The 25,765-nt window shown below is 62.7% G+C and carries 17 protein-coding genes; 9 read left to right on the top strand and 8 right to left on the bottom strand.

Annotated features, from left to right (window positions below; genetic code table 11):
• Nucleotides 1–450 precede the first annotated feature (450 nt).
• The gene (locus tag V6L75_RS19180; RefSeq protein WP_334253084.1) at nucleotides 451–1,665 is read right to left on the bottom strand and encodes a hypothetical protein; all 1,215 of its coding nucleotides are present in this window, start codon (nucleotides 1,663–1,665) and stop codon (nucleotides 451–453) included.
• Nucleotides 1,666–2,098: 433 nt separating this feature from the next.
• Between V6L75_RS19180 and V6L75_RS19185 the strand changes: the two genes are divergently transcribed.
• Nucleotides 2,099–7,780 (top strand): autotransporter outer membrane beta-barrel domain-containing protein, encoded by a 5,682-nt coding sequence (locus V6L75_RS19185; RefSeq protein WP_334253085.1) that lies wholly within the window; start codon nucleotides 2,099–2,101, stop codon nucleotides 7,778–7,780.
• A 57-nt stretch (nucleotides 7,781–7,837) separates the two neighbouring features.
• Here the strand turns inward: V6L75_RS19185 and fumC are convergent, their stop codons facing one another.
• Nucleotides 7,838–9,220: a class II fumarate hydratase gene (fumC, locus tag V6L75_RS19190; RefSeq protein WP_334253086.1), complete on the bottom strand. Its 1,383-nt coding sequence runs from the start codon at nucleotides 9,218–9,220 to the stop codon at nucleotides 7,838–7,840.
• A gap of 193 nt (nucleotides 9,221–9,413) precedes the next feature.
• Between fumC and V6L75_RS19195 the strand changes: the two genes are divergently transcribed.
• The 4 genes from V6L75_RS19195 (at nucleotide 9,414) to V6L75_RS19210 (ending at nucleotide 13,639) form a co-directional block, all read left to right on the top strand.
• A complete protein-coding gene (locus V6L75_RS19195) occupies nucleotides 9,414–10,406 on the top strand; it encodes a metal ABC transporter solute-binding protein, Zn/Mn family (RefSeq protein WP_334253087.1) in 993 nt (330 codons plus the stop codon).
• A gap of 82 nt (nucleotides 10,407–10,488) precedes the next feature.
• The gene (locus V6L75_RS19200; protein WP_334253088.1) at nucleotides 10,489–11,262 is read left to right on the top strand and encodes a metal ABC transporter ATP-binding protein; all 774 of its coding nucleotides are present in this window, start codon (nucleotides 10,489–10,491) and stop codon (nucleotides 11,260–11,262) included.
• A gap of 222 nt (nucleotides 11,263–11,484) precedes the next feature.
• Nucleotides 11,485–12,717 (top strand): metal ABC transporter permease, encoded by a 1,233-nt coding sequence (locus V6L75_RS19205; protein ID WP_334253089.1) that lies wholly within the window; start codon nucleotides 11,485–11,487, stop codon nucleotides 12,715–12,717.
• On the top strand, nucleotides 12,707–13,639 hold the full coding sequence (locus V6L75_RS19210; protein WP_334253090.1) for a metal ABC transporter permease: 933 nt from the start codon (nucleotides 12,707–12,709) through the stop codon (nucleotides 13,637–13,639). Before V6L75_RS19205 ends, V6L75_RS19210 begins: the two co-directional genes overlap by 11 nt.
• Before the next feature lie 8 nt (nucleotides 13,640–13,647).
• Here V6L75_RS19210 and V6L75_RS19215 read toward each other — a convergent pair whose 3' ends face one another.
• The 3 genes from V6L75_RS19215 to V6L75_RS19225 form a co-directional block, all read right to left on the bottom strand.
• Nucleotides 13,648–14,718: a quaternary amine ABC transporter ATP-binding protein gene (locus tag V6L75_RS19215; protein WP_334253091.1), complete on the bottom strand. Its 1,071-nt coding sequence runs from the start codon at nucleotides 14,716–14,718 to the stop codon at nucleotides 13,648–13,650.
• Nucleotides 14,711–15,595 (bottom strand): ABC transporter permease, encoded by an 885-nt coding sequence (locus V6L75_RS19220; protein WP_334253092.1) that lies wholly within the window; start codon nucleotides 15,593–15,595, stop codon nucleotides 14,711–14,713. The genes V6L75_RS19215 and V6L75_RS19220 overlap by 8 nt, the downstream gene beginning before the upstream one ends.
• A 126-nt stretch (nucleotides 15,596–15,721) precedes the next feature.
• Nucleotides 15,722–16,717, bottom strand: a complete 996-nt coding sequence (locus V6L75_RS19225) for an ABC transporter substrate-binding protein (protein ID WP_334253093.1) — start codon at nucleotides 16,715–16,717, stop codon at nucleotides 15,722–15,724.
• A 604-nt stretch (nucleotides 16,718–17,321) separates the two neighbouring features.
• On the opposite strand from V6L75_RS19225, the gene V6L75_RS19230 reads away from it, so the two are divergent.
• Nucleotides 17,322–19,430: a putative bifunctional diguanylate cyclase/phosphodiesterase gene (locus V6L75_RS19230; RefSeq protein WP_334253094.1), complete on the top strand. Its 2,109-nt coding sequence runs from the start codon at nucleotides 17,322–17,324 to the stop codon at nucleotides 19,428–19,430.
• A gap of 91 nt (nucleotides 19,431–19,521) precedes the next feature.
• Complete coding sequence (locus V6L75_RS19235; RefSeq protein WP_334253095.1) at nucleotides 19,522–20,466, top strand: 2-hydroxyacid dehydrogenase; 945 nt, start codon at nucleotides 19,522–19,524, stop codon at nucleotides 20,464–20,466.
• Here the strand turns inward: V6L75_RS19235 and gph are convergent, their stop codons facing one another.
• The 3 genes from gph to V6L75_RS19250 form a co-directional block, all read right to left on the bottom strand.
• The gene (gene gph, locus V6L75_RS19240; RefSeq protein WP_334253096.1) at nucleotides 20,467–21,126 is read right to left on the bottom strand and encodes a phosphoglycolate phosphatase; all 660 of its coding nucleotides are present in this window, start codon (nucleotides 21,124–21,126) and stop codon (nucleotides 20,467–20,469) included.
• Nucleotides 21,123–21,809 carry a ribulose-phosphate 3-epimerase gene (rpe, locus tag V6L75_RS19245; protein ID WP_334253097.1) on the bottom strand — a complete coding sequence of 229 codons (687 nt, stop codon included), beginning with the start codon at nucleotides 21,807–21,809 and terminating at the stop codon, nucleotides 21,123–21,125. Before rpe ends, gph begins: the two co-directional genes overlap by 4 nt.
• 155 nt (nucleotides 21,810–21,964) lie before the next feature.
• A complete protein-coding gene (locus tag V6L75_RS19250; RefSeq protein ID WP_334253098.1) occupies nucleotides 21,965–22,729 on the bottom strand; it encodes a DeoR/GlpR family DNA-binding transcription regulator in 765 nt (254 codons plus the stop codon).
• 314 nt (nucleotides 22,730–23,043) lie between these two features.
• On the opposite strand from V6L75_RS19250, the gene glpD reads away from it, so the two are divergent.
• Together glpD and V6L75_RS19260 are read left to right on the top strand one after the other, a co-directional pair.
• Nucleotides 23,044–24,645: a glycerol-3-phosphate dehydrogenase gene (gene glpD / locus V6L75_RS19255; protein WP_334253099.1), complete on the top strand. Its 1,602-nt coding sequence runs from the start codon at nucleotides 23,044–23,046 to the stop codon at nucleotides 24,643–24,645.
• A gap of 23 nt (nucleotides 24,646–24,668) precedes the next feature.
• A complete protein-coding gene (locus V6L75_RS19260) occupies nucleotides 24,669–25,757 on the top strand; it encodes an ABC transporter ATP-binding protein (RefSeq protein ID WP_334253100.1) in 1,089 nt (362 codons plus the stop codon).
• Nucleotides 25,758–25,765 lie beyond the last annotated feature (8 nt).

A 25,765-nucleotide genomic window follows, 5' to 3' on the forward strand; every position in this document is an offset into this window, starting at 1 on the left:
ACCCCGTGGCGGCGGCGCGCCGGCCCCGGCCAGCGGCGGCAACAGCGCCATGGCCGCAGCTCTCGCTGCTGCGATGAATCGCAAGGGCAAGTGAGCGGGGGCTGTCTCAGGAGGGGGGGCTACTGCATGCACACATCGTGCCTACGGCCGGAGACAGATGGGAGAACGCCTGAAGTCTGGTTACTCTGGCACGGCGCCTCAGCTCCCTCCCCCTCGTGGGGAGGGGTTAGGGGTGGGGGGAAGGCCTCTCCATCTGGCAGAGTGTCCATTGGCTCCGGACAGCCGTTCTTCTTGATGCCGCTCCAGGCATCTATCTGTGTTTCATATAGTTTTCGGCTCAGAGCCCCCCACCCCTTACCCCTCCCCACCAGGGGGAGGGGGGCTGAAAGGCCATGCGCAAAGATGGATTACGGCCTTTGCTCTCACGCTGAACGGGGCGGAGGGATAGGGTCAGTGGCTGATGCCGCTGCCGCCGGTGATGGCGATGGTGTAGGGCATGCCTTCCACCGGGATTTCGCCGGTCTGCTTCAGGTCTGACGTGCTGATGAGGCGCAGCAGGCCCTTGTTCGGATCGGTCATCACCACGGTATCACCGGCCACAGCAAGCCGCGGGCGCGGGTCGCGCCAATGGCCGTCCATGCTGTAGGGCTCCGTCACCTTGCTGGACACCTCAATGTCACCGGACAGGATGTTGAAACGGTGCAGGGTGCCGTCTTCAGTCAGCACATAGGCATTCTGGGGCTTGGCCGGATCAAGCACGAAGTCCACCCGCCGGAAGGGCAGCGTGACGCGGGTGAAGTGGGGCGCATCCGAAGGGTCCACCACGACAAGGCCGTCAGCGCCATAGTTGCCAAGGAAGGCCTGCATGCCCTTCACGCCCAGCAGTGTGCCGGTCTTGCCCTTCGGGAAATCGGCAGGATAGGGCAGAAGCGCGAATTCGGGCTTTGCGCCATCCGTCTTCACCGTCAGGACGCCGTCTTCGCAACCCGCCGCCAGATAGGCGCCGGAGAAAGCCTCGCCATGAATGCCGGGGCAGGAAGCGAGATCCGACACCTGTTTGCCATCGGCCGAAAAGGCCTGCAGCCCGAGGCGCGGCAGGCTTGACGCGCCTTCCGGCTTTTCCTTTGCCGAAACGGTCGAGAGCACATAATCGCCTAACACGGCCACAAAGCCATGGTGGGCAACCTCCTGCGGGAAGGTGCGCATCTGCGGATCGCCGCCGAGCAGGCCCTTCACATCCGCAAGCGACGCCTTGGCGTCCTTGTCGAAATTGATGGCCAGCACACCGGAATGCTCAACCACATGCACCGGATTACCACCCTCCATGGAGGTGTTCAGCAGTGCCGGATCGCTGACCTCGACATCCGCATGGTCGCCGTGGCTTTCCAGCGCGATGCCGCTTTTCAGGAAATCGGCGCGGTTTGCTTCAGCCTGCACCACGGCAATGCCTGCCCCATCACCGAAGGGATAAAGCCGGGCGTGGCTTTTGACTTCGAAGGTCCAGCGCTGATCCGGCTTGTCCAGATCCAGAGCCGTAATCTTGCCGGTGGAATGATCGCCAACGAAAACACGCCAGTGGCTCTGGGCTTCGTCCGCCCGAACCATCGTCCCGCCAGCGGCCAGCGCCATCATCGCCAGCGCAAGGGCTGTCGTCTGCCTGAACATCTCAAACTCCTGTAATGTTATCTTATAACATACCTACTTAAGCCGGGCCGCACCTGTCTGGCAAGCCCTTTCGGAGCGGAGTCTCAGCCCGCCTCTCACAGAGTTTTGTCAAAATGCATGGCCGGTAAGGACTCATTAACCATTGCCAGATGACGTGGGGGGATTAGAGGGGGCTGCTATGGATGAGATGATGGCGCTGGAAGGCACTGTTTCCCTGACGGGGAGCGCGTGGCGCGATGCTGCTTGTTCCAAAATGCTTCCAGAGGGACGCCTTATGGCAGCATTCAGCAAATGGCTGAGGCCCCTGAGACCGGATCTTGTCTTGCCGGCGGTGGTTCTCCCCGTGCTGCTTTTGCCTCTGGCCGGCACATCCGCAAGCGCGCAGGGTTTCTTGTTTCCGGTGGTTACTGTTGCCGGATGCAATGGACCGTCCATGGGGGCACTCGGTGTCTTTGCCACGGTTGCTGATTGTAATGGAGATACATCGGGCAACCCTGGCCTCGGCATCACCTCAACCGGTTTTGACGGACAGCACGGGGGCGGCGCGGGCTGGGACAGGGCTTCAGCTGGCGGGGCTGGCGGCGGCGGGCTTTCGCTGCGGATCTCCAATGCTTTCGACTATGTCCAGTACAACGGCGGGCCAGCGGCTTTCTCGATCCTGAGCATGGGCGGCAGGGGCGGTCATGGCGGCGATGGCAACATCATTCATGACGGGGCGTCCGGCGGCCAAGGTGGTGATGGCGGATCCGTGATCTTCGTGCTGGAGCCCTCCGGGAGCATCGCGACCGGAACCATGGGAACCGTTGGCATTCTCGCGGTCAGCAAGGGTGGCCAGGGCGGTGATGGCGGCGAGGGCCATGGCGCGTCAGATGGCGGCACCGGTGGCCTCGGCGGCAATGGCGGTTCCGTCTCCGTTATCACCAATACCGGCTCAAGCATTTCCACCCTGGGCAATTATGCCGCAGCGGTGTCTGTTCTGAGTGAAGGAGGCTATGGCGGAGCGGGTGGGAGCGGCGGTTTCTTCTTCGGCCGTGGCGGCTCGGGCGGACAGGCCGGAAACTCCGGGTCATCGGTCAGTGTTAGCAATTCCGGCGCTCTTTCAACGCTTGGCGTCATGTCGCATGGCGCGCTCGCCCGCAGTGTCGGCGGTAATGGCGGAGAAGGCGGGGTCACCACCGGCACAATCCTCGTTCTGGGCGGCAATGGCGGTGCAGGCGGCAACGGCGAGCGTGTCGCGATGATGAACCTGGGCCTTATTACAACGGACGGGGATCATGCGCGTGGCCTGTCGGGGCTGAGCATTGGCGGCGGTGGCGGCGATGGCGGGCAGGCCTTTGACTACAGCTCCTTTTACGGAGTTGCAGTCGGTGGAAATGCCGGCGGCGGCGGCGACGCCGGCATGGTGACGATCGACAATTCCGGAACCATTCTCACAGCTGGGCGTCACGCAACTGGCATGGTTGGGCGGTCGATTGGCGGCGGTGGCGGTGAGGGCGGCTCTGCTCAAAGCGTGGTTCTGGGATATCAGGCCGCGCTGTCGCTGACGATGGGCGGTCTGGGTGGTTCGGGCGGCAATGGCGGCATGGTGACGCTCACCAGCTCCGGACGGGTTGCCACCGGATATATCGATCCCCTGGACGCGGTTGCGCCGCGCAATGTGCAATTGCCGGGCGATCATGCCGCAGGCATGCTGGCACAATCGGTTGGTGGCGGTGGAGGCAACGGCGGTGCGGTGATCTCGGTCACGGCAGCCGCCAGCGGCAGCGGTGCCATTGATGTTTCGTTCGCGCAGGGCGGCAGTGGCGGCTCGGGTGGCGACGGTTCGGATGCCGCTGTCTCTGTCCTGAGCGGTGGCTCGGTGGTCACTTACGGACGGCTGGCTCCTGCTGTCCATGCTCAGTCTGTTGGCGGGGGCGGTGGCACAGGCGGCCATGCGATCGACGTGGGCGCTGCGGTGGGAGAAGCAGCCGTCAGCCTTTCGGCCGTTCTGGGCGGCAGGGGGGGCAGTGGCGGCAATGGCGGAACGGCTTCAGTCTACAATGAGGGGTCTGCCGCCACAGCATCTTCCAGGTCGCCCGCAGTGTTCGCCCAGTCCGTGGGCGGCGGCGGCGGCAGTGGAGGCAGCGTCGTCACGGTTGATGCGGACATCGGCAAGAACGCGCTCAGTTTGAATGTTGCCCTCGGCATGACCGGCGGCAGCGGCGGGCAGGGCGGTTCTGCCAATGCCACGACCTTCGCCGCAAGCACCATCCAGACTCTGGGGCATCAGTCGCACGGACTTTTCGCCCAGTCGGTGGGCGGCGGCGGCGGTCATGGCGGCGACGTTCACACCTATGCGATCTCTGCCATCTACGGAAACGGCACTGCTGCGGCCGTGCCCATCGCCGTTGGCGGTCACGGGGGCAGCGGCGGTACCGGTGGCAGCGTGGCGGTCAGCCATTCCGGCAGCATTCTCACATTCGGGGATCAGTCCTATGGTCTGTTTGGCCAATCCGTTGGCGGCGGCGGCGGCGATGGCGGCTCCGTGCTGGCCTTGTCGATTGCCGCGACGCTCGACAGCCGGAGCGGGGAGAACAAGGACAAGGGCGGCAGGGCTGTCAGCACGGCGGTGACCGTTGGCGGGCATGGTGGCGTGGGGAATCATGGCGGCAGCGTTGTGGTCAATGCGGCGGCGGGCAGCTCCATTGCCACCTCGGGTGTCATGGCCACGGGCGTGAAATTGCAGTCGGTTGGCGGCGGCGGCGGCACCGGCGGCGTGGCGCACAGCTTTGCCGTGTCGACCTCGACACCAAGCTGGGACCGTTTCTTTCCGCCGCAGCCGCTGCTGCTCAGACTGGTCAACAAGGTGAGGGGGCTGCCCTCGCGCGAGACAGACAAGAAGAACGGTGCCGACATTGCCGTTTCCGTCGGTGGCTGGGGCGGTGCAGGCGGTAATGGCGGCAGCGTCACCTTCACTGCGGGGCCGGGTGCAACCATCGCGACATCCGGCGTCATGGCCTATGGTGTCCATGGCCAGTCGGTTGGCGGAGGCGGCGGCTCCGGCGGTCACGCCATTTCCAACGGCTTCATCGGCTTTGATACCTACGCGCTTGGGGTGTCTGTCGGCGGTTCCGGTTCTTCTGCCGGTGACGGCGGATCCGTCAGCCTGGCGGGCACCGCAGCGGGTTCTGAAACCGGCTGGAGCCTCATTTCGACGCAGGGGGCCAACGCACATGGCCTATTCGCCCAGTCCATTGGCGGCGGCGGCGGCGATGGCGGAGCGGCTGCTTCCGCCATAACGAGCATCCCCGTTCTGAGCGGTCAGGGCTTTGAGATGGCGATCGGCGGTGCGAGCGGCAGCTCCGGCGCGGGTGGCAGTGTGCTGGTGAGCAATCCCGGGCGTGTGCAAACCGCTGGAGCGGGCGCCCATGGCATCTTTGCCCAGTCCGTGGGTGGCGGTGGCGGCTACGGCGGCGATACGACCGCCGGAGGCCTTATGAAGCTGGCCATCGGGCGCGCGGGGTCAGGCGGCGGCAGCGGCGGCAGCGTGGCCGTTGAAGGGCAGGGCGCCATTGTCACGCTGGGGGCTGGCGCTGCCGGCATCTTTGCCCAGTCGGTCGGCGGCGGCGGCGGAGCAGGCTCTCTGGCGCATGAAGGCTCCCTTCCGTTTCTGCCCGACACCAACTACGGGCTTGCGCTCACTATTGGCGGCGGTGGCGGCAACGGGGGCTGGGGCGGCGATGTGTCGGTGAACTTTGGCGGCGGTATCGGCACCTATGGTGCCGTTGCCCCGGCCATTCTGGCCCAGTCGATTGGCGGCAGCGGCGGTACCCTGGGCGTTGTTCGAGGCACAATTGCCGGTGGTGCCTTTCCGGTCACGGTGACCTCCAGCGGGGCGTTCGGGTTTGCAGGGCAGGTTGCTATTGATGACACCCAGGCACCCGCTCCACTTCTTGTTGAAACCCGGGGCGACGGCTCGGCAGGCATCATTGCCCACGTGGCCAGCGGTGGAGGCGGCCTGGTGCTGATGGACACCGCTGTTCTGCCTCTCGATATTACGGCGGATCCCGTTCTGCCATCCATGCTGCCATTGGAGTTCGGAGGCATCGACGTGAATCTGCGTGGCGGCATCTACACCGTGGGTGCCTCCGCTTACGGCATTCTGGCGATGGATCTTCCTCAAACCGTCGCGCTGCTGGGCACGGATGGCCTTCGGATTCCGCAATCGGCCAGCAGTTCCGGTTCTGGGACCGGGATCAATATCAGGCTTCACCGCACCAGCACCGTCAGCACCTGGGGACCTGGGGCGCATGGCATCTACGTGGTGAGTAATGCGGACTATAGCGGCAGCACTGCGTTTACCGCCAGCCTCGACGGCACGGTTGCCGTGCAGGGTGCCGGTGCCTGGGCGGTGAACATTTCCGATGGCTTGACCAGCGGCAGCAAAGCTCTGGGGCAGATTGCGCAGCTTGAGATCGGCCGGACCGGTAATGTAAGTGCTGCAAAGGGCACGGCGGGTGGTATCCGGGTAGGGGCTCAGGTGAGCAACCTGCTTCTTGAGGTGGAAGGCGCTCTGCGGGCACCCGGCGGAACTGCCATTTGGTCCGAAGCAGGCGGTGCGCTGAACGTGCAGCGTGGTGGTGTTCTGGAGGGTGATATCTCTGGTCCAGTCAGCAGGGACTTGGGGATCGGCAATGCGGGGGTGATCTTCGGCTCGATACGGAACGGCGGTACATACAGGATCGCTGACAGCGGACGCCATTTCCTGGCACTTGATCCTGCGGGGCTTGCCAGTGACCGCATTGACCTGCTGTCACTCGAGACGGGCCGGGAGCAGATCATTCCGCAGCTGACCGCATTTGCCCCCGCGTTTGCGCAACCGAGCACCGTTCTGAGCTTTGCTGGAGCGTCTGACACATCCCCCATCAGTCTGCGTCCGGGCGAACCCTTGCCCTTCGGGCTCGCCTCCGGCACCGTGGCAACCCGTTTCGCCTATGATCTCTACCATGACCGGGCACTTGTGACGGGAGCCTCCGTCGACTTCGAGCGGGCCGGTTTCAGTGGCAACGCGGGCAAGGCCGCGGCCTTCGCCAATGACATGGTCTCGGCGCTCGGCAGCAATGTGCCCGGCGCGTATCCCGAGCTGGAGTCCTTGCTGCTGTTTGCAGCCAACACGCTTGACCCACAGGCCCTGGAGTCCAGCCTGGCCGTGTTTGATGCAGCCGATTTCAGCAAGGCCAGTCAGACAACGCTCTCCTCCTCCGGAACGCACCTGTCGAACATGCAGAGCTGCGGGGGCACCGAGGGGCCTTATGCAGCTATTGCCGAAGAGGCCTGCAACTGGGCCAAGGTGACCGGCGGTACCACGCGCTATGACTGGTCAAGTGATGTTGATGTGGTCATGGTCAGCCTCGGCCGTCAGCAGCGTGTCAGCGATGATCTGGTTATTGGCCTCAGCACGGCCTATGAGTCGTCTCAATTCCGTGCCAGCGGGAGGACTGCCTCGGGCTACCGCCTGCATCTCGGCGCCATCGCAAAGGTCTCACAGGGACCGTTCTATGGCTCTGTGTCGCTCAACGGCAGTTATGGTGGCGGCAAGGCGGAACGGCTCATTTCGTCTGCGGGGACAGACTATGTGGCCAAGTCGCGTCCCTCCACGCTGGCGCTTGCCTCGCGGTTGCGGGCCGGGGTTCTGGCAAAGGCCGGGCAGTTTGACGTGATCCCCAGTGTCGAGCTGGATCTGGCAGTCCTGCAGGACGGAGGCTTCACGGAGACGGGCGCAGGTTCGCTCAATCTGAAGGTTCACCGCAAGACGCATTTCCTCGCCGATGTCCGCCCCGCCTTGCGCCTGTCCACCGACCATCCTTTTGCGGGCGGAATTGCGCGTGGCTATGTGGAGGCCGGAGCCCGGATTGCACTCAACGGTCTGCAGCACACTGTCTCGCTGCCCGGCTCCCCCGAGCCGGACAAGAAGCTGCGCCTTGATCTGAAGCGGGACCGGGCCGTCGCGACCCTCGGGGTCGGCGGCTCTCTTCTGTGGGGCAATAACATGGAGGCCCGGCTGCATTATGAGGCAACGGCAGGGCGCAACACGCTCGGCCACTCGGCAGGCCTGAAACTCGGCCTGAAATTCTGACGGGGGCCGTGAACAGACATGTTGTGAAGGTGCCCGGCAGACGGGCACCTTCCGCTGTCACCCTTCGCTGAGCATCAGCTTCGGGTCCACCAGCCGGTCGAAGTCTTCGGCGGAGATGTAGCCGAGGTCGAGGCAGGCGGCTTTCAGGGTCATGTCATGCTCATAGGCGTGATGGGCAGCCTTGGAGGCCTTGTCATAGCCGATGTGCGGGCTGAGAGCGGTGACCAGCATCAGCGAGTTTTCGACATAGCCGGCAATGCGGGCCTCGTTTGCCTCCATGCCTTCCACCATGAACTTGCGGAAGCTGGTGCAGCCATCGGCCAGCATGCGGGCAGACTGGAGCACGGCGTTGATCATCAGCGGCTTGTAGACATTCATCTCCAGATAGCCGCTGGCCCCGCCCATGCCCACGGCCACGTCATTGGCCATCACCTGAATGCAGAGCATGGCCATGGCCTCGCACTGGGTGGGGTTGACCTTGCCCGGCATGATCGAAGAGCCCGGCTCGTTGGCCGGCAGGATCAGCTCGAACAACCCGCAGCGCGGGCCGCAGGCGAGCAGGCGGATATCGTTGGCGATCTTGAAGAGCGAGCCCGCTGTGGTCTTCAACGCGCCATGCAGCATCACCAGCCCGTCATGGGCTCCTTGCGCCGCAAACTTGTTGGGCGCGGTGATGAAGGGCAGGCCGGTGAGCGCCGCGATGCGGGCCGCTGCCCCTTCGGCAAAGCCCTTGGGGGCGTTGAGACCGGTGCCGACGGCCGTGCCGCCAAGCGCCAGCTTGTAGACATCGGGCAGGGCGCCTGCGATGCGGTCGAGATTCTCGTCCAGCATCTCCACATAGCCGGAGAATTCCTGACCAAGGGTCAGCGGAACGGCATCCTGCAGGTGGGTGCGGCCGATCTTGATGATGTGGTCCCAGGCCTTGGCCTTCTTGTCCAGCGCATCGCGCAGCGCCTTCACGGCGGGCAGAACACGGGTCTTCACCGCGATGGCCGCTGCCATATGCATGGCGGCGGGGAAGGTGTCGTTGGACGACTGGGACATGTTGACGTGGTCATTGGGGTGCACCGGCTTCTTGGAGCCAAGCGCCCCGCCTGCCACCTCGATGGCACGGTTGGAGATGACCTCGTTGACGTTCATGTTGGTCTGGGTGCCGCTGCCGGTCATCCAGACATGCAGGGGGAAATGCTCGTCCAGCTTGCCTTCGCTCACTTCCCGCGCTGCGGCAATGATGAGGGCGGCAAGGTCCGGGCTCAGATGTCCCAGATCCCGGTTGGTTTCGGCGGCAGCCTGCTTGAGGATGCCATAGGCATGGATGATCTCGATGGGCATCAGCTCGGAGCTGATGTTGAAATAGGTCAGCGACCTCTGCGTCTGAGCGCCCCAGTAGCGGTCACTCTCGACGCTGATTTCACCCATGCTGTCAGTTTCCCGGCGCATTCTCTGCTCCATCCAAGGGGTTTCGCGTCCCGCAACAGTCCTGCGCCAGCCGTCCGGCTTTGGCAACCGGAAAAGCCATTTTCATTTTTGCTCTTGCAACTCATTCGCAATTATCTATCTTAAATGCAAATCGTTCTTAAAAGCATTTGCCTTTTGCGGTGCAGCGCGTAGGCTGGAGATGAAAGGAACCTCGATGCTTCTGACAAGACGTGGTTTTATCGGAAGGGCGGCTCTGGCCGCTGGCGGCGTGATTGCCGGTTCTTCCGCAATAGCGGGCTTCTCCGGCTCTGCACTGGGAGCTTCACAGCAGACGGTGAGCGCAACGACCGGCATGATTGCCGATACCGCATCCGTGATCGGCGGCAATCTTGTTTCCGTCTCCGCGTTGATGGGCCCCGGGGTGGACCCGCATGGCTACCGCCAGACGCGCAGCGACATTGTCGCGATGGCGCGCGCGGATCTGGTGCTGCGCCACGGGCTTTATCTGGAAGCGCAGATGGAGGAGTTCTTCGCGGATCTGTCCCGCAGGGGTAAGGTGGTGGCGGTTGCCGATACCATAGACCCGTCGCTGCTGCTGTCGCATGAAGACTATCCGGGCCGGTATGACCCGCATGTCTGGATGGACCCGGAGCTCTGGAAGACCGTTTCTGCCACCATTGCTTCGGCGCTGAAGACGGCGCTGCCGGGTCAGGCGGGAGTGATCGAGGAACGGCTTGCGGCCTTCACGGGCGAGCTGGATGCACTTGATGCCTATTCCATGCAGGTTCTGGACAGTGTGCCGGAAAATGCCCGTGTGCTGGTAACGGCACATGATGCCTTCAGCTATTTCGGCCGTGCCTATGGTTTCGAGGTTCTGGGCATTCAGGGCATTTCGACGGCAAGCGAAGCTGGCCTTGCCCGGATTGCTGAGCTGGTCGATACGCTGGTCGAGCGCAAGATCGGCGCTGTGTTTGTCGAAAGCTCTGTGCCGGACCGCAACATGAAGGCGCTGATAGAAGGTGCTGGAGCGAAGGGCCATGACGTGGTCATTGGCGGGGAACTCTTCTCCGATGCCATGGGTCAATCCGGCACCTACGAAGGCACGTATCTGGGCATGATCGACCATAATGTTACCACCATCGCCGCCGCTCTGGGCGGCACGGTGCCGGATCGGGGCCGCCTCGGGCAATTGCAGGCTGCAGGCTGAGTAGAAGGGCAACACAAGGATGATCCCGGTGCATTTCAAACAGACTGCAAACTGCATCCTGCCGCAGCAGGGACCGACAGCTGTGAGGATCCGGGATCTCTCCGTCTCCTATGGCGGCAAGCCTGCGCTTCTGGGCATTGCTGCGGATGTGCAGGCTGCTTCCATGACAGCTATCATTGGCCCCAACGGGGCGGGCAAGTCGACCTTGCTCAAGGCAGCACTCGGCATCGTGCCGTGCCTGTCCGGCACGGTGGACATGTTCGGCCAGCCTTTTGCGAAGGTTCGCCAGCGTGTCGCTTATGTGCCGCAGCGGGCGTCCGTCGATTGGGACTTTCCGGCACGTGCCGAGGACGTTGTGATGATGGGCCTGTCCCGCGAGCTTGGGCTCCTCGGCCGTATCCGCCAGCATCACCGGGAATTCGTTATGCACTGCCTCGAACGGGTGGGCATGGCAGGCTTTGCAGACCGGCAGATCGGTCAGCTTTCCGGCGGCCAGCAGCAGCGTGTGTTCCTTGCCCGTGCGCTGGCGCAGAAGGCGGATCTCTATCTGCTGGATGAGCCCTTTGCCGGGGTTGATGCTGCGACGGAGCGGGCGATCATAGGGGTGCTGAAGGCGCTTCGGGACGAGGGGCGGACGGTGGTCTGCGTGCATCACGACCTCTCCACCGTCCCTGCCTATTTCTCGCACGTGCTCGTCATCAACATGCGCCTCATCGCGCAAGGCCCGGTGGACGAAGCCTTCACTCCTGCCATCCTCCAGCGCGCCTACGGCGGGCGCCTCGACACCTCGTCTCTTGCCCCCGCCGGTTCCCCCGCTGTGCCAGAGCTGGATCTGGCGCTGGAAACGGGGAGGTGAAGGTGGTCAACAGCTCCAGTCTTTCAGCATATGGCGCAACCTCTCAGCTCCGCTCCCCTTGGTGGTTGCCGGATTTGCAGATCTTGTTTGAAGCCGGTGAAGGCTTGGGGAATGTCTGTGATCTGGTCATCCCGGCACGGCCTTTCAGCCCCCCTCCCCACCAGGGGGCGGGGGCGGAGAGGTCTTGCCTGAAGGCGGCCAAGTACCCGCCGGAGGGCTCTCATGACTGAGGTCCTGTCTGGCTTCCTTTCTGCGCTGATGATGCAGGCGGGATATAACGCCGCTTTGGTTGGTGTTGGTGCGAGCCTTCTGGGCGCGGCGGCGGGAAGTACGGGGACGTTCCTGTTCCTGCGCAAGCGGGCGCTGATCAGCGATGCCAGCGCTCATGCGACGCTGCCGGGCATTGCACTGGCTTTCATGGTGATGGTTTCGCTGGGCGGGGATGGCCGCTCCCTGCCGGGGCTGCTGCTGGGCTCGGCCCTGTCTGCCGGGCTGGGGCTGCTGGCTGTGACCTTGCTCACCCGCTACACCCGGCTTGCCGAGGACACAGCGATCGGCGCCGTGCTGTCGGTGTTCTTCGGCTTCGGCATCGTACTGCTGACGGTCATTCAGGTGATGGGCACCGGGCGGCAGGCGGGGCTGGAGGGCTTTCTGCTCGGCTCCACAGCGGGCATGCTGTTCAGCGACGCGGTGCTGATTGCGTGCGGCGGGGCCATCTGCGTGCTTATAATGCTCATCTTTCGCCGTCCAATGCTGCATGTGTGCTTTGATCAGGGGCACGCGGAAACGAGCGGCATCCGCACCAGCCTTGCTGATGGAGTAATGCTGGGGCTGATGCTGGCGGTGACGGTTACGGGGCTGAAGCTTGTCGGGCTGGTGCTCATCGTCGCCTTGTTGATCATTCCCGCAGCGACAGCCCGCTTCTGGAGCGAGCGGGCTACTGTCATTCTCGCTCTTGCTGCCCTGTTCGGGGCGCTGGCAGGCTACATTGGTTCAGCCCTTTCGGCGGCAGCGCCAAATGTTCCGGCAGGGCCAGTCATTGTGCTCTCGGCTGCGGCTTTCTTCACCACTTCGCTGCTCATTGCGCCGCGCCGTGGACTGGTGGCGGCCGTGTTCGCTCGGGTGCGGCAGCGCCGCCGCCTGCTGCTGCGGCAAGGTGTTCTGACGCTGTCGCAACAGGGCGTGATCCATGATCCGCGCCTGTTGCACGCGCTGTCCCGCGCGGGTCTTCTGGCGGCTGACCGCAACCTGAACGGCGAGGGCCGGGCGCTTGCACAGATGCTGGCTCAGGACGAAGCGCGCTGGGCGGCGCTGCAGGCAAGCGGTGCCGGAGAGGATGTGATGTCCCGCTATGATGGTGTACGGCTTCTCAGCAGCCTTTTGCCCGAAGGCAAACTCGCGCAGCTGGACAGGCAGGCAGCTGGCTCATCCGGGGAGGCCCGCCATGGGATCTGAGATGTTCGGGGCCGAGTTCGTGCAATTCAGCCTGACGCCGCTGCTCATCGGCACGCTGGCCGCGCTGGCCTGCGCTTTGCCGGGCAATTTCCTCATCCTGCGGCGGGAAGCCATGATCGGCGATGCCATTTCCCATGTGGTACTGCCGGGTATTGTCGTTGCCTTTCTGATCACGGGGCAGATCTCCACCTGGCCGATGATGCTGGGGGCGGGCAGCGCGGCGCTTGTGGCCGTGGTGCTGATCGAGCTTCTGCGCCGCTATGGCCGGATGGAGCCGGGCGCGGCCATGGGCGTGGTCTTCACTACGCTTTTTGCCGCCGGTGTGCTGCTGCTGGAGCAGAGCAACACCAGCACTGTGCATCTGGATGTGGAGCACGCGCTCTATGGCAATCTGGAAAGCCTGATCTGGCTGGATGCGGAGGGCTGGGCCTCGCTCGCCAACCCGCAGGCGCTGGCCGGGCTGCCGCCGGAGCTTCTGCGCATGGCGGGTGTCACGGCGGTTGTGTTCCTGCTCATGGGCCTGTTCTGGCGGCCGCTGGTACTGATGACCTTTGACGAAGGCTATGCGGCGGCACGCGGGCTGCCGGTGACGCTGCTCAGCCTCGGTCTGGTCACGCTTTCGGCTGTAGCGGCCGTGGCGGCCTTTGATGCGGTGGGCTCCATCATCGTCATTGCCATGTTCATCTGCCCGCCCGCGACGGCACGGCTGATGACGAACCGGCTTGGGGCGCAGGTCTGGCTCAGCCTCCTGATTGCGGTGCTGGCTGCCATCACCGGCTATGTGCTGGCTGGCTATGGCCCGCTGTGGCTGGGGGCGGCAAATTCGGTCAGCGCAGCGGGCATGATCGCCACGGTCTCCGGTCTTTTCCTTGCGGTGGCTGCCGTCTCCGGCCGCCATCGCAAGGGGCTTTCGCGGGCGTGAGGCTTATCTCAGCCCGGTGAGACCATGGCTGCGATCATGTCATGCAGCTGGATGGTGCCGAGTTTCCGTCCATCAGGGCGCACCACGATGGCGGCAGTCTCGCTGGTCTCGGAGAAGAGCCTTGCTGCATCTTCCAACAGGCTGCCGCTGGGGATCGTCAGCTCCGTTCCGGCCAGTTCGCCCTTGCGCATGATGGTGTTGACCTTCAGCACCCGGCCGCGGTTCACCTCGCGCACGAAATCGGCGATATAGCTGTCTGCCGGACGCAGCACGATTTCCTGGCCCGTGCCATCCTGCACGATTTCGCCATCGCGCAGGATGGCGATGCGGTCGCCGAGGCGCAGGGCCTCGTCCAGATCGTGGGTGATGAAGACGATGGTCTTCTTCAGCTCCTGCTGCAGGTCCAGCAGCACCTTCTGCATGTCCATGCGGATCAGCGGGTCGAGGGCCGAGTAAGCCTCGTCCATCAGCAGGATGCCGGCGTCATTGGCCAGTGCCCGGGCAAGGCCGACGCGCTGCTGCATACCGCCGGAAAGCTGGTTGGGATAATAATCCTCATAACCTTCCAGCCCCACGCGCGTCAGCCACTTGGCCGCCCGCGCCTTGGCTTCCCGCTCGGGGATACCCTGAATTTCAAGGCCATAGATGGCGTTGCGCAGAATTGTCCGGTGCGGCAGCAGGGCGAACTTCTGGAACACCATTGCCGTCTTGTGGCGGCGGAAGTTGCGCAGCTCCTGCGCGGACATGGTGCAAACATCCTGCCCTTCGAACAGGACCTCACCTGCGGTCGGCTCGATCAGCCGGTTGATGTGGCGGATGAGGGTGGATTTGCCCGAGCCGGACAGCCCCATCACCACCTGAATGCGCCCGGCGGGCATGGTCAGGTTGATGTCCTTCAGGCCAAGGATATGATTGTGCTTGTCGTTGAGTTCCGTTTTGGAGATGCCCCCCCGCACAAGGTCCATCACGCTGGCTGGATTGGGTCCGAAGACCTTGTAAAGGCCGCGCAACTCGATGCCGGCGGTGCTCGTCTCTTCATCCGGATCATCGGCAGGGGCTGCCGTAAGCTGATCAGCCATGGGTGGCCTCCGTGTGTTTCTGCATGCGCTTGCCATAGGCCTGGGTGGACCGGTCGAAGATGATGGCGATGGCGACGATGGCGAGGCCGTTGAGAATGCCCATGGTGAAGAACTGGTTGGTGATGGCCTGAAGCACTGGCTGGCCCAGACCCCGCACGCCGATCATGGAGGCGACGACGACCATGGACAGGGACATCATGATGCACTGGTTGATGCCGGCCATGATGGTGGGCAGTGCCAGCGGCAGCTGCACGTCTTTCAGCTTCTGCCAGGAGGAGGATCCGAAAGCATCGGCAGCTTCCAGCACATCGGCGCTGACAAGCCTGATGCCCAGATTGGTGAGGCGGATCATGGGCGGGATGGCATAGATGACCACCGCAATCACGCCCGGCACCTTGCCGAGGCCGAAGATCATCACCACCGGAATGAGGTAGACGAAGACCGGCATTGTCTGCATCAGATCGAGTACCGGGTTGATGAAGGCCTGCAGCCGGTCCGAGCGGGCCATGGCGATGCCGATGGGAATGCCGAGCACGACCGCTGTGAGGGTGCACACCGCCACCATTGCCATGGTGCGCATTGTGTCATCCCACATGCCGAGCACGCCGATCAGCACAAGGGCTGCAAGGCTGCCTGCCGTCACGCGCCAGCTGCGGCTGAGCAAAAACACAAGGCCGAGAATGCCGGCCATGACGAGCGGCCAGGGCGAATCCAGCAGAAGGCTCTCGATGCCGATGAGAAGCAGGCGCAGCGGTTCGAAGGCCTGTTCCAGCGTTTCGCCATAGGCCCGTGTAAAGGTCAGAAAGCCCTCGTCGATTGTCTGCCGCAGAACACGCAAGGTGCCACGGCTGAGCGAGGGAAAGTCAAAGAAATCCATTTATTGTTCCTCTTTGCGCCAGCACCTGCCCGCAGCCTGAGCTTGCGGGCAGGTGCCTGGGGCAAACCGGCGAACAGGCCACAGGAAAGCTGTGCCCCATGGCCTGCCGGTTCATCGGGTGTCTGCTCAGAGGGCCGACTTCACCTTTTCCGCCACCTCCGGCGAAACCCAGGTGCTCCAGATTTCCGGCTTGTTTTCGAGGAACCAGTACGCGCCATCCTCGTTGGTGCCCTGGTTGTCGGTCATCCAGGCCAGCACTTCGCCTGCGGTCTTGTTGTCCCAGGAGCGTGCCTTGACATAGTCCATGGCGACACCAGCCTTGTCCGCGAATTCCTTGGTCACGACCGTGTAGACAGGCGACTTGTCCCAGTTGTTGGGCTTGGGATCGAGGCAGCCGGAAATGGCAGTGCAGCGCTCCCACTCGGCAGCATCATGCTTTACGCCCAGATCGAGCTGCGTCATCTCATACTTGCCAAGGATCGGAGTGGGAGCCCAGTAGTAGCCAAGCCAGCCTTCCTTGCGTTCAAAGGCGCGCGAGATGGAACCATCCAGCCCGGCAGCCGACCCGGTGTCGACCAGCTCGAAGCCCTTGTTCTCGACGTCGAAGGCCTTGAACAGATTGGTGGTCAGGGTCTGGCAGGCCCAGCCGGACGGGCAGTTGAAGAAGGCGCCCCTGGACTTGTCTTCTGCGCCCGGGAACAGTTCCGGCTTGGCCAGTGCATCGGCCAGGGTCTTGATGTTGTGTTCTTCAGCCAGATAGGTCGGGATCCAGAAGCCTTCCACGCCGCCTTCGGACAGCACTTCGCTGCCGACGATCAGCTTGCCCTCTTCGACCGCCTTGTCGAGGGGCTCCTGGATGGTGTTCACCCAGAGTTCCGGCGCCATGTCCGGTTCACCTTTCTCCGTCATGGAGGTGAAGGTCGGGACCGTGTCGCCAATCACAAGCTCGACTTCGCAGCCGTAGCCCTCTTCCAGGATGATCTTGTCGATATGGGCAATGGCACCCGCTGATGGCCAGTTCATTTCGGCCAGACTCACCTTGCCGCAATCTTCGGCGGCAGACGCGCCGGACATGCCAAGGCCAATCAGGGCAGCGCCCGTCAGCAGAAGTGTCTTTGTCATTGTCAGTCTCCTGTTCATCGTCATCCGCAGGCCGTGCCCGCAGCGCGAAAGCCAGCACGATCCAGGATCACGTGATGGCAAAAATGTAATGCCGGCGGGAGGATGTCCTCCTCTGATCGAAGATCTCCGGCATTTTGAAATATCCCCTTGCATTAAGAGGGATCGGACTAAACATAGTCTGGTGTATATTTATGTCAAGGTTTTGACATATTTTAAAATTTGCCTGAATTCGGGCTGATTGTCATATTTGTCGTTCTTTATATTATACTCTTGAAAATTTCGATTTTGAAAAGATTATTTTGTCTTATTGCTTTTGTTTTTTACTATTGAAAATATGATTATTTCATCATTAAAGTTTTTGTTTCTATTTTGTTGCTCTGATTTCAGGCTTGTTGGAATTGCATTCCTTTTCATCTGTGTTGCGCGGCCGCTGTGCCGCCTTTCCCACCTCTTCAGGCATGCGCTCAAGTGGTGTTTTTCGTGTATTGATTCAATATAAAGTTGTGCAGATCAACGAACTGGTGACGTTAAATGCGGAATTTCCGCGGCGTTAGGAGACTTTACGCAGCTGCTACGTATTTTCCCTCGTGAAGGGGTGCAATGCATGCTGAACGTCTTGTCCTGTATCGCGGTCGAACATGACCTGCGCTACGTCGCGCTTGCTGCGATCGTCTGTATTTTCGGGTCTTTTCTGTCGATGCGCATCTACACGCGCATGCGCAGGAGTGACGGCTCCCGCCGGTGGCTCTGGCTGTTCCTTGGTGCGCTTGTTGCGACCTGCACGATCTGGACCACGCATTTTTCAGCCATGCTTGGCTATCTGGTCCCCTTCGAGCGCTCATTTGCACCCGGTTTGACCGCAGCCAGCTTTGGAGTTTTGTTCCTCTGCATCTGCTTTGCCTTCAGTGTCTCTCTGCGCTCACCGGCGGGGATGACGATCGAGCTGGGCGGAGTACTGTTTGGCCTTGGTATCGCGATCATGCATTACACCGGCATGGCCGCATTTCTTGTCCCGGGCATCATCACCTGGGAACCGTCCTATGTGCTGGCATCTGTGGTGCTCGGTGCGTTCTTCGGCGGGCTGGCCTTCAACCGTGCCTCCCGGCCAGTGACGCGCTTCTGCCGTTCGGGGTCGATGGTGGCAATGGTGCTGGCGATCGTTTCCATGCACTTCACCGGTATGGATGCAATGACCATTATGCCGCTGGCAGGCGTTGATATTCCGCCTCAGGCCATGCCGGACGAGTACATGCTGGCAACGGTGATTGGTGTCACCACTGTCTTGCTGGTGACTGTCGGGTCGTCCTACACCATCGACCGGTTTTCCCTGCAAGAGGCAACGGAGCGCTATCAGCAGCTCACCCAGTTTGATGCTCTTACGGGTCTGCCGAACAAGACTTGGGCGGAAAGCAAGCTCGCCGGGCTTCTTGGCAGCGCAATTCGCGGCAACGACAAGGTGGCGGTCTACACCCTTGATCTGGAAGAGTTCGCCATGATCAACGCGGCGCATGGCGAGGTCACCGGAGATGCTGTGCTCCGGGAAGTCGGCTTGCATCTCAATGATGCTCTGCTGGCTGATGAATATACCGCCCGCTTGCCCGGTGCGCAGTTTCTGCTGATCAAGACAGGGGTGTTTGGCCGTCATGAACTCATGGCCACTGCAGCCCGGCTACAGAAACTGGTGGCCGGACCGCACATGACGCCAGCTGGCACGCTCACCCTGCGCAGTGCTGTGGGCTATGCCGTTTTTCCTAACGATGGGCTTGATGCCTCTGCATTGATCACAAGGTCGAGCCTTGCTGCGCAGGAGGCCCGGCGCGGCGGCAGCGGGGAGGTCCGCCGTTATCAGGCAGGTCTTGATGACGACGTGCGCCACCAGGCCCGGCTGGCGATTGATCTGCGGAGCGCTGCTTCAGGCAACCAGCTGGAGCTTTATTACCAGCCCCAGAACTGCACCAGCACCCGGTCCCTTGTCGGCTTTGAGGCGCTGGTGCGCTGGCACCATCCCACTCTTGGCATGGTGTCTCCGGGTGAATTCATCCCGGTTGCCGAGCGTACCGGACTGATTGCGGAAATCGGCGAATATGTCCTTCGCCGTGCCTGTGCCGATGCGGCGGCCTGGCCGGGGGGATATAAGGTGGCGGTCAATGTCGCGGCTTATCAGCTGACGCGTATTGACTTGCCCACTCTCGTGGATGAAGTGCTTAAGGAGACGGGGCTTGCGCCAGAGCGCCTGGAAATCGAGCTGACGGAGAGCGGCCTGATCGCCGACCACGCAAGGGCTTTGGCGACCATCACCCGTCTCAAGGCACTGGGTGTTTCCATCGCCATGGATGACTTCGGAACGGGTTATTCCTCGCTGGCGCTGCTGCAGCATTTCCCCTTCGACAAGATCAAGATCGACCGCAGCTTCATCACCGATGTGGCCAACCGGCCCCGTGCTGCCGCCATCGTGCGTGCTGCCCTGCTGATTGCGGAGAGCATGAACATCCCTGTGCTGGCAGAGGGGGTGGAGAATGAAGAGGAGTTCGCCTATCTGCGCGACGCCGGATGTCCCGCCGTGCAAGGGTTCCTCTTCGGGCGCCCTATGCCGCTCTCTTCGGTGCAGACGCTCATGCTGCGCGAGCAGTTGCGCGCGGCGTCTGCAGACGGGGCTGCCGGTGGCACTGATGGCGCGTCGCAGATGCCGGAGGCCGGACGGCTGGCGAGCTGATTTTTGCTGCCGCCGGGCACTTTCCGCTTTGCGGCAGCATTGTGGCAAGGCATGATCCGGCGCAAATGTGAAAGCGCAAGGTGCCACCGTCATGAAACCCGTCGTTCCTTTCATTGCCCGGATCTCTGCCGAGGAACGGGCGGAATGGATGATGCAGTTTGAGAGCCTCATGCCGCAGATCGAAGTGCGGCCTCTGGCTTCCATGGACGCAGCAGAACGCCTCTCGGCACGTGTGGCCATTGTCGCCAATCCTGATCCCGTTCATCTGCATGAACTGCCGGGCCTTGTATGGGTGCAGAGCCTTTGGGCCGGGGTGGAGCGGCTGCTGGGCGAGCTGATCGATACGGACTTCGCCATTGTCCGCATGACGGATCCGCAGCTGGCGGAAACCATGGCCGAAGCGGTGCTGGCGTTCTCGCTCTATCTTCACCGGGACATGCCGCTCTATCTGGCGCAGCAGCGCGAGAAGGTCTGGGCCGAAGCCTTGCCGCGCCTTGCGGCTGAGCGGCACATCGGCATTCTCGGGCTGGGCAATCTGGGTAAGGCTGCTGCCCGGCGGCTGGTGGCAAACGGGTTCCCGGTCAGCGGCTGGAGCCGCACTCCGGCAGAGGTCGAGGGCGTCGAGTGTTTCAGCGGCGGGGATGGCCTGGAGCGGGTGCTGTCGCGCTCGGATATCGTTGTGGTGCTGCTGCCCTTGACGCCGGACACGCGCGGCCTGCTCAACACGGCTCGGCTCGCCATGCTGCCGCGTCGCGCGGGGCTCATCAATTTTGGCCGTGGGCCGATTGTGGATCAGCCTGCGCTGCTGGCTGCCCTTGACGAGGGGCAGCTGTCCCATGCTGTGCTGGATGTCTTTGCACAGGAGCCGCTTCCGGCCGACAACCCCTGCTGGAGCCATCCGTCCATCACCGTGCTGCCGCATATCAGCGCGCCAACGACACCGGCGACGGCCGCACGGATCGTTGCGGCCAATCTGTCGGCCTACTTCGAGCGCGGCGAGATCCCGCCGGCAGTGGACCGCCAGCGGGGCTACTGATCAGCCGTTCAGCAGAGCTTCCAGGTCTGCGAAGTCGCTGAAGGCGGCTTCATGCGGCAGGGCCGTCACCGGGCTCTTGCGGTAGCCTTCGGTGAAGAGGAAAAAACGCGCTTTGGCCGCAACAGCGGTTTCCGCATCCACTTCGCTGTCGCCCACATAGGCAAAGGCCGGGTCTTCTGGCGAAAGCGCGAGCACCTTGGCCGCATAGGCAAGTGGTGCCGGATCCGGCTTGCGGGTGTTCAGGGTGTCACCTGTCACCACCACGTCGAACAGGTCACTCCAACCAAGCGCAGCCACCAGATTGTGCGTTGGTGCGCCGGGTTTGTTGGTGCAAAGCCCGAGACGGATACCGCGTGCCTTCAGTGCGTGAAGGGCGGCTTCCACACCGGGGAAGGGCGGGTTGGCACCGCCGGGAGCTTGCGCATAAAGCTCTTCGAAACGCTCCACACGCTCTGCCAGCAGAGCCGCATCGCCGCTGATGCCGCGGGCCGCCAGTGCCCTTTCGACGAAGCGCGCTGCGCCGTTGCCGATGTAGCTTCGTGCCTCGGTGACGGAGAGTGGGGCAAGGGCAAGCTCGGTCATCAGCGCATTGCCGATGTCTGCGATGGCCTGCACGCTGTCGACCAGCGTGCCGTCCAGATCGAATATGACGGCCTTCATGCCTGTGCTGCCGCGTTGCCCGCGCTGCGGATGGCTTCGATCTGCGCCGCATAGTGGGAAGCGGTCTCCGGCGTGCCGTCCTTGAACACGGCGGAACCTGCCACCAGCACGTTGGCCCCGGCTGCCGTCACGAGCGGAGCGGTTTCCGGGGTGACGCCGCCGTCCACTTCGATATCAATCGGACGGCTGCCGATCATGGCCTTGATGCGGGCGATCTTGTCCACCACGGCGGGAATGAATTTCTGCCCGCCGAAGCCGGGGTTGACGCTCATGACCAGCACCAGATCCAGCCGGTCGAGCACATATTCGATGACGCTTTCCGGCGTTGCCGGGTTCAGCGATACGCCCGCCTTCTTGCCCAGATTGCGGATGGCCTGCAGCGAGCGGTCGAGATGGGGACCTGCCTCTGCATGCACGGTGATGATGTCGGAGCCCGCCTTGGCGAAGGCTTCCAGATAGGCATCGCAAGGGGCGATCATCAGATGCGTGTCGAACACCTTGGCGGTATGCGGGCGCATGGCGGCGATGATGTCCGGGCCAAAGGTGATGTTGGGCACGAAATGGCCATCCATCACGTCCAAGTGGATCCAGTCGGCACCGGCGCCGTCGATGGCGCGGATCTCGTCACGCAGCCGCGAGAAGTCGCTCGCCAGCATGGAGGGTGCAATCAGGGTGTGGCTCATGGTGTCACTCCACAAGGATGGCCGGCACTTCTGCTGGCCTGTTCCGGGGCCGGGGCCCTTTGGCAAAAGAATTGCCGCACTGCGGCACAGGCGAGGAGGTAGCCTCAGCGGCGCCGCGTGTCACCCTCTTTCTTGCGAAAAGCCGTAGCGGCGGCTTATCCGCCGCAGATCACGGTCTTTGTGCCCCACTCCCTGCAGCGGGTGCTGAGGGCAGGGGAGAGCGGCCGGTCGGTGAAGAAGGTGTCGATCTCGCTCAATGAGGCAATGCGCACCGGGGCGCCGCGCAGGAACTTGGAGTGGTCGCTGACCAGAAATGTCTTGCGCGCCTGCTGGATGATGGTCTGGCTGACACCGACTTCCTGGATGTCGAAGTCCAGCAGGTCGCCGTCTTCGTCCAGCGCCGAGCAGCCGATAACGGCAAAGTCAAAGCGGAACTGTTCGATGGTGCGCATGGTCAGCGTGCCGACCAGTCCGCCATCGGTGCGGCGCAGAGCCCCGCCCGCCACGATGACCTGACAGTCCGGATTGGCGGCGAGGATATTGGCGACATTCATGTTGTTGGTCACCGCCATCAGATTGCGGTGGTGCAGCAGTGCGCGGGCGACGGCTTCCGTGCTCGTGCCGATGTTGAGAAATACGGACGCATTTTCCGGGATCGCCTTCGCGCAGGCCTCTGCAATGGCGGCCTTCGCTTCGCGGTTGAGATTGCGCCTGTCCTCATAGCCGATGTTGGAGACGCCCGATGGCAGAATCGCTCCGCCATGCACCCGCTCCAGCCGGCCGCTGTCGGCGAGCTCGGCAAGATCCCGGCGGATGGTCTGCACAGTCACGCCGAAGTGAGCCGCAAGCCCTTCGACGGTGACTTTCCCCTGCTGGCGGGCGAGTTCGAGAATCTCGGGCTGGCGGAAGCTCTGGGACACGGCATATTCCTTTTTGGATGCGCAATATGTTCGGTTTGGTTCCCTTTTTCAAGTTTCAGGCGCGAGGCGAATGCTTGGCCGAGATGCGAAGGGTTTCTTGCGGTGCGGAAGAGCGAGTGCAATGCACAAGAAATACATGCTGTTCTGCAGCATAGACCTTTCGCAGGGCGTTTTTGCCGGCTGCTCCCGGTCAAGTGTTTGCCGGTGCGGGAGAAAACAAAAACGAACATAAACGAAAATCAACGATTGACGAAAGCCCACGTCTTGTGGTTCGTTTATTTTCACAAATGTCCGGTTTCAGGAGGCCTTTGCCCGTGACGTCGCAGCAGGACCAGGTGGTCGATCTCTTTATCATCGGCGGGGGCATCAATGGCTGCGGCATTGCCCGTGATGCGGCGGGGCGCGGCCTGTCCGTTGCGCTGGCCGAGATGAATGACCTGGCATCTGCCACCTCTTCGGCCTCCACCAAGCTGTTCCATGGCGGGTTGCGCTATCTCGAATATTTCGAGGTCCGGCTGGTGCGCGAGGCGCTGATTGAGCGGGAAACGCTGCTGGAGGCAATGCCGCATATCAGCTGGCCTATGCGTTTCGTGCTGCCCTATCACAAGGACATGCGCTTTGAGGGCGAAACGCCGACATCAAAACTCCTGAACACGGTGATGCCCTGGATGAAGGGCCGCCGCCCGGCATGGCTGATCCGCTTCGGACTGTTTCTCTACGACAACCTTGGCGGCCGCAAGATCCTGCCCGGCACCACGACGGTCAATCTGAAGTCCGGCCCGGAGGGGGAGCCGCTTCAGGACCGCTTCGCCAAGGCCTATGAATACTCCGATTGCTGGATCGAGGACTCGCGTCTTGTGGTGCTGAATGCCCGCGATGCCGAGGCGCGCGGCGCCGAGGTGATGGTGCGCACCCGCGTGGTCTCTGCCGAGCGGGTGGATGGCCTGTGGTCGATCGTGCTTGAAGACTGCAACACCGGCGCCCGCACCAGCCGCAAGGCGAAGATGCTGATCAATGCTGGTGGCCCCTGGGTTGGGGATGTGATCCGCAACACCGTGCGGTCGAACTCGCAGGAAAGCGTCCGCCTGGTGCGAGGCAGCCACATCGTGACGAAGAAGCTCTACGATCACGGCAAGTGCTACTTCTTCCAGGGCGAGGATGGCCGCATCATTTTTGCCATTCCCTACGAGACGGATTTCACGCTCATCGGCACCACGGATGCCGATCATCCGGAGCCGGGCGTCAAGCCGGTCTGCACGGACAAGGAGCGCGACTATCTGCTGAAGTTCGCTTCCGGCTATTTCAAGCGTCCGGTCACGGTTGATGATATCGTCTGGAGCTACTCCGGTGTTCGCCCGCTCTACAATGACGGCGCCAAATCGGCGACGGCGGCGACCCGCGATTATGTGCTGAAGGTGGAAGAGACCGGCGGCGCGCCGCTGCTCAACGTCTTCGGCGGCAAGATTACCACCTACCGCAAGCTCGCAGAGCATGCGCTGGAAAAGATCGTGCCCTACTTCCCCGGCGCTGCCGGGGCCTGGACAGCCCGCGTGCCGCTTCCGGGCGGCGACTTTCCGGTGCTGGGCGTTGCGAAGCTGATCGGGGACCTGCGCGCCGCGTATCCGTTCCTTGATGAGCGCTGGGCCACGCGCCTGGTGAAGGCTTATGGCACCGAGGCGGCAGGCATTCTGGCTGGAGCGGAAAAGGTGGAGGACCTTGGCCGTCACTTCGGATGGAACCTGACCGAGCGGGAAGTCAAGTGGCTGATTGAAAAGGAATATGCGCGCACCGCTGAAGATGTGGTGTGGCGCCGGTCCAAACTGGGCCTTCGCCTGAGTGCTGCCGAGGTGGCGGCGCTGGATGAATGGATAAAGAGTACCTGTGCGCTGCGGCTTGGGGAGGCTGCAGCTCAGTAGGAGGAATTGGGAGGAGGGAATACATGACCCTGGTCCTGGAGAATGTCTCCAAGGTCGTGGGTGGGCTGACGCACATCCACACAACGAACCTTACCTTGCGTGAGGGCAGCATGAACGTCCTGCTTGGACCGACTTCGGCAGGCAAGACGTCACTCATGCGCCTGATGGCCGGCCTTGACCAGCCGTCTTCGGGCAAGATTCTCTGGAACGGCACGGATGTGACCGGCGTGCGGGTGCAGGATCGTGCCATCGCCATGGTCTATCAGCAGTTCATCAACTACCCGGCAATGACCGTCTATGACAACATTGCCAGCCCGCTGAGGCTGATGGGCAAGTCGCCGGCGGAGATTGACAAAGCCGTGCACAAGACTGCGGAGCTGATGAAGCTCACTGCGATGCTGCAGCGCAAGCCGCTCGAACTCTCGGGCGGACAGCAGCAGCGCTGCGCGCTGGCACGTGCGCTTGTGAAGAACGCAGGCCTGGTGCTGCTTGATGAGCCGCTTGCCAACCTCGACTACAAGCTGCGCGAGGAACTGCGCGTCGAGATTCCGAAGATCTTCGAGGCATCCGGTTCGATCTTCGTCTATGCGACGACGGAGCCGGAGGAGGCTCTGCTGCTTGGCGGCAACACGGCGACGCTCTGGCAGGGCCGGGTAACCCAGTTTGGCCCGACGCCTGAGGTTTACCGCCGCCCGGTTGACGCCACGACGGCGCGCGTTTTCTCCGATCCTCCGATGAACTTCCTTCAGATCGCCAAGGCCGGAGCCCGGCTGATGTTCGGTGACGGCCAGTCGATCCCGGCAGCGGGCAAGCTGTCGGATCTGAGCGATGGCCGCTACATCGCAGGCTTCCGCCCCAATCACCTGGAACTGCACCGGCACAGCGCCGATGCGATGGAGTTTACCGCTCATCTGATGGTCACGGAGATCACCGGGTCGGAGACATTCGTGCATCTGGAGCATCACGGCGAGCGCTGGGTCGGGCTTGTGCATGGCGTGCATGACCTGACCCTGGGAACGGCGCTCAAGCTCTATCTCGACCCTTCCCATGTCTATGTCTTCGGACAGGACGGTTCGCTGGTGGCTCCGGCCGCCTATGCGCTGGCGGCGTGAGGAGGGAC

The sequence above is a fragment of the Pannonibacter anstelovis genome (assembly GCF_036881715.1).
GTDB classification, from domain to species: domain Bacteria; phylum Pseudomonadota; class Alphaproteobacteria; order Rhizobiales; family Stappiaceae; genus Pannonibacter; species Pannonibacter anstelovis.

Bases quoted from the DNA above. Each gene is read 5' to 3' on its own strand.
- V6L75_RS19180 (WP_334253084.1), bottom strand. From the start codon at position 1,665: ATGTTCAGGCAGACGACAGCCCTTGCGCTGGCGATGATGGCGCTGGCC.
- V6L75_RS19185 (WP_334253085.1), top strand. From the start codon at position 2,099: ATGGGGGCACTCGGTGTCTTTGCCACGGTTGCTGATTGTAATGGAGAT.
- fumC (WP_334253086.1), bottom strand. From the start codon at position 9,220: ATGCGCCGGGAAACTGACAGCATGGGTGAAATCAGCGTCGAGAGTGAC.
- V6L75_RS19195 (WP_334253087.1), top strand. From the start codon at position 9,414: ATGCTTCTGACAAGACGTGGTTTTATCGGAAGGGCGGCTCTGGCCGCT.
- V6L75_RS19205 (WP_334253089.1), top strand. From the start codon at position 11,485: ATGACTGAGGTCCTGTCTGGCTTCCTTTCTGCGCTGATGATGCAGGCG.
- V6L75_RS19210 (WP_334253090.1), top strand. From the start codon at position 12,707: ATGGGATCTGAGATGTTCGGGGCCGAGTTCGTGCAATTCAGCCTGACG.
- V6L75_RS19215 (WP_334253091.1), bottom strand. From the start codon at position 14,718: ATGGCTGATCAGCTTACGGCAGCCCCTGCCGATGATCCGGATGAAGAG.
- V6L75_RS19220 (WP_334253092.1), bottom strand. From the start codon at position 15,595: ATGGATTTCTTTGACTTTCCCTCGCTCAGCCGTGGCACCTTGCGTGTT.
- V6L75_RS19225 (WP_334253093.1), bottom strand. From the start codon at position 16,717: ATGACAAAGACACTTCTGCTGACGGGCGCTGCCCTGATTGGCCTTGGC.
- V6L75_RS19230 (WP_334253094.1), top strand. From the start codon at position 17,322: ATGCTGAACGTCTTGTCCTGTATCGCGGTCGAACATGACCTGCGCTAC.
- V6L75_RS19235 (WP_334253095.1), top strand. From the start codon at position 19,522: ATGAAACCCGTCGTTCCTTTCATTGCCCGGATCTCTGCCGAGGAACGG.
- gph (WP_334253096.1), bottom strand. From the start codon at position 21,126: ATGAAGGCCGTCATATTCGATCTGGACGGCACGCTGGTCGACAGCGTG.
- rpe (WP_334253097.1), bottom strand. From the start codon at position 21,809: ATGAGCCACACCCTGATTGCACCCTCCATGCTGGCGAGCGACTTCTCG.
- V6L75_RS19260 (WP_334253100.1), top strand. From the start codon at position 24,669: ATGACCCTGGTCCTGGAGAATGTCTCCAAGGTCGTGGGTGGGCTGACG.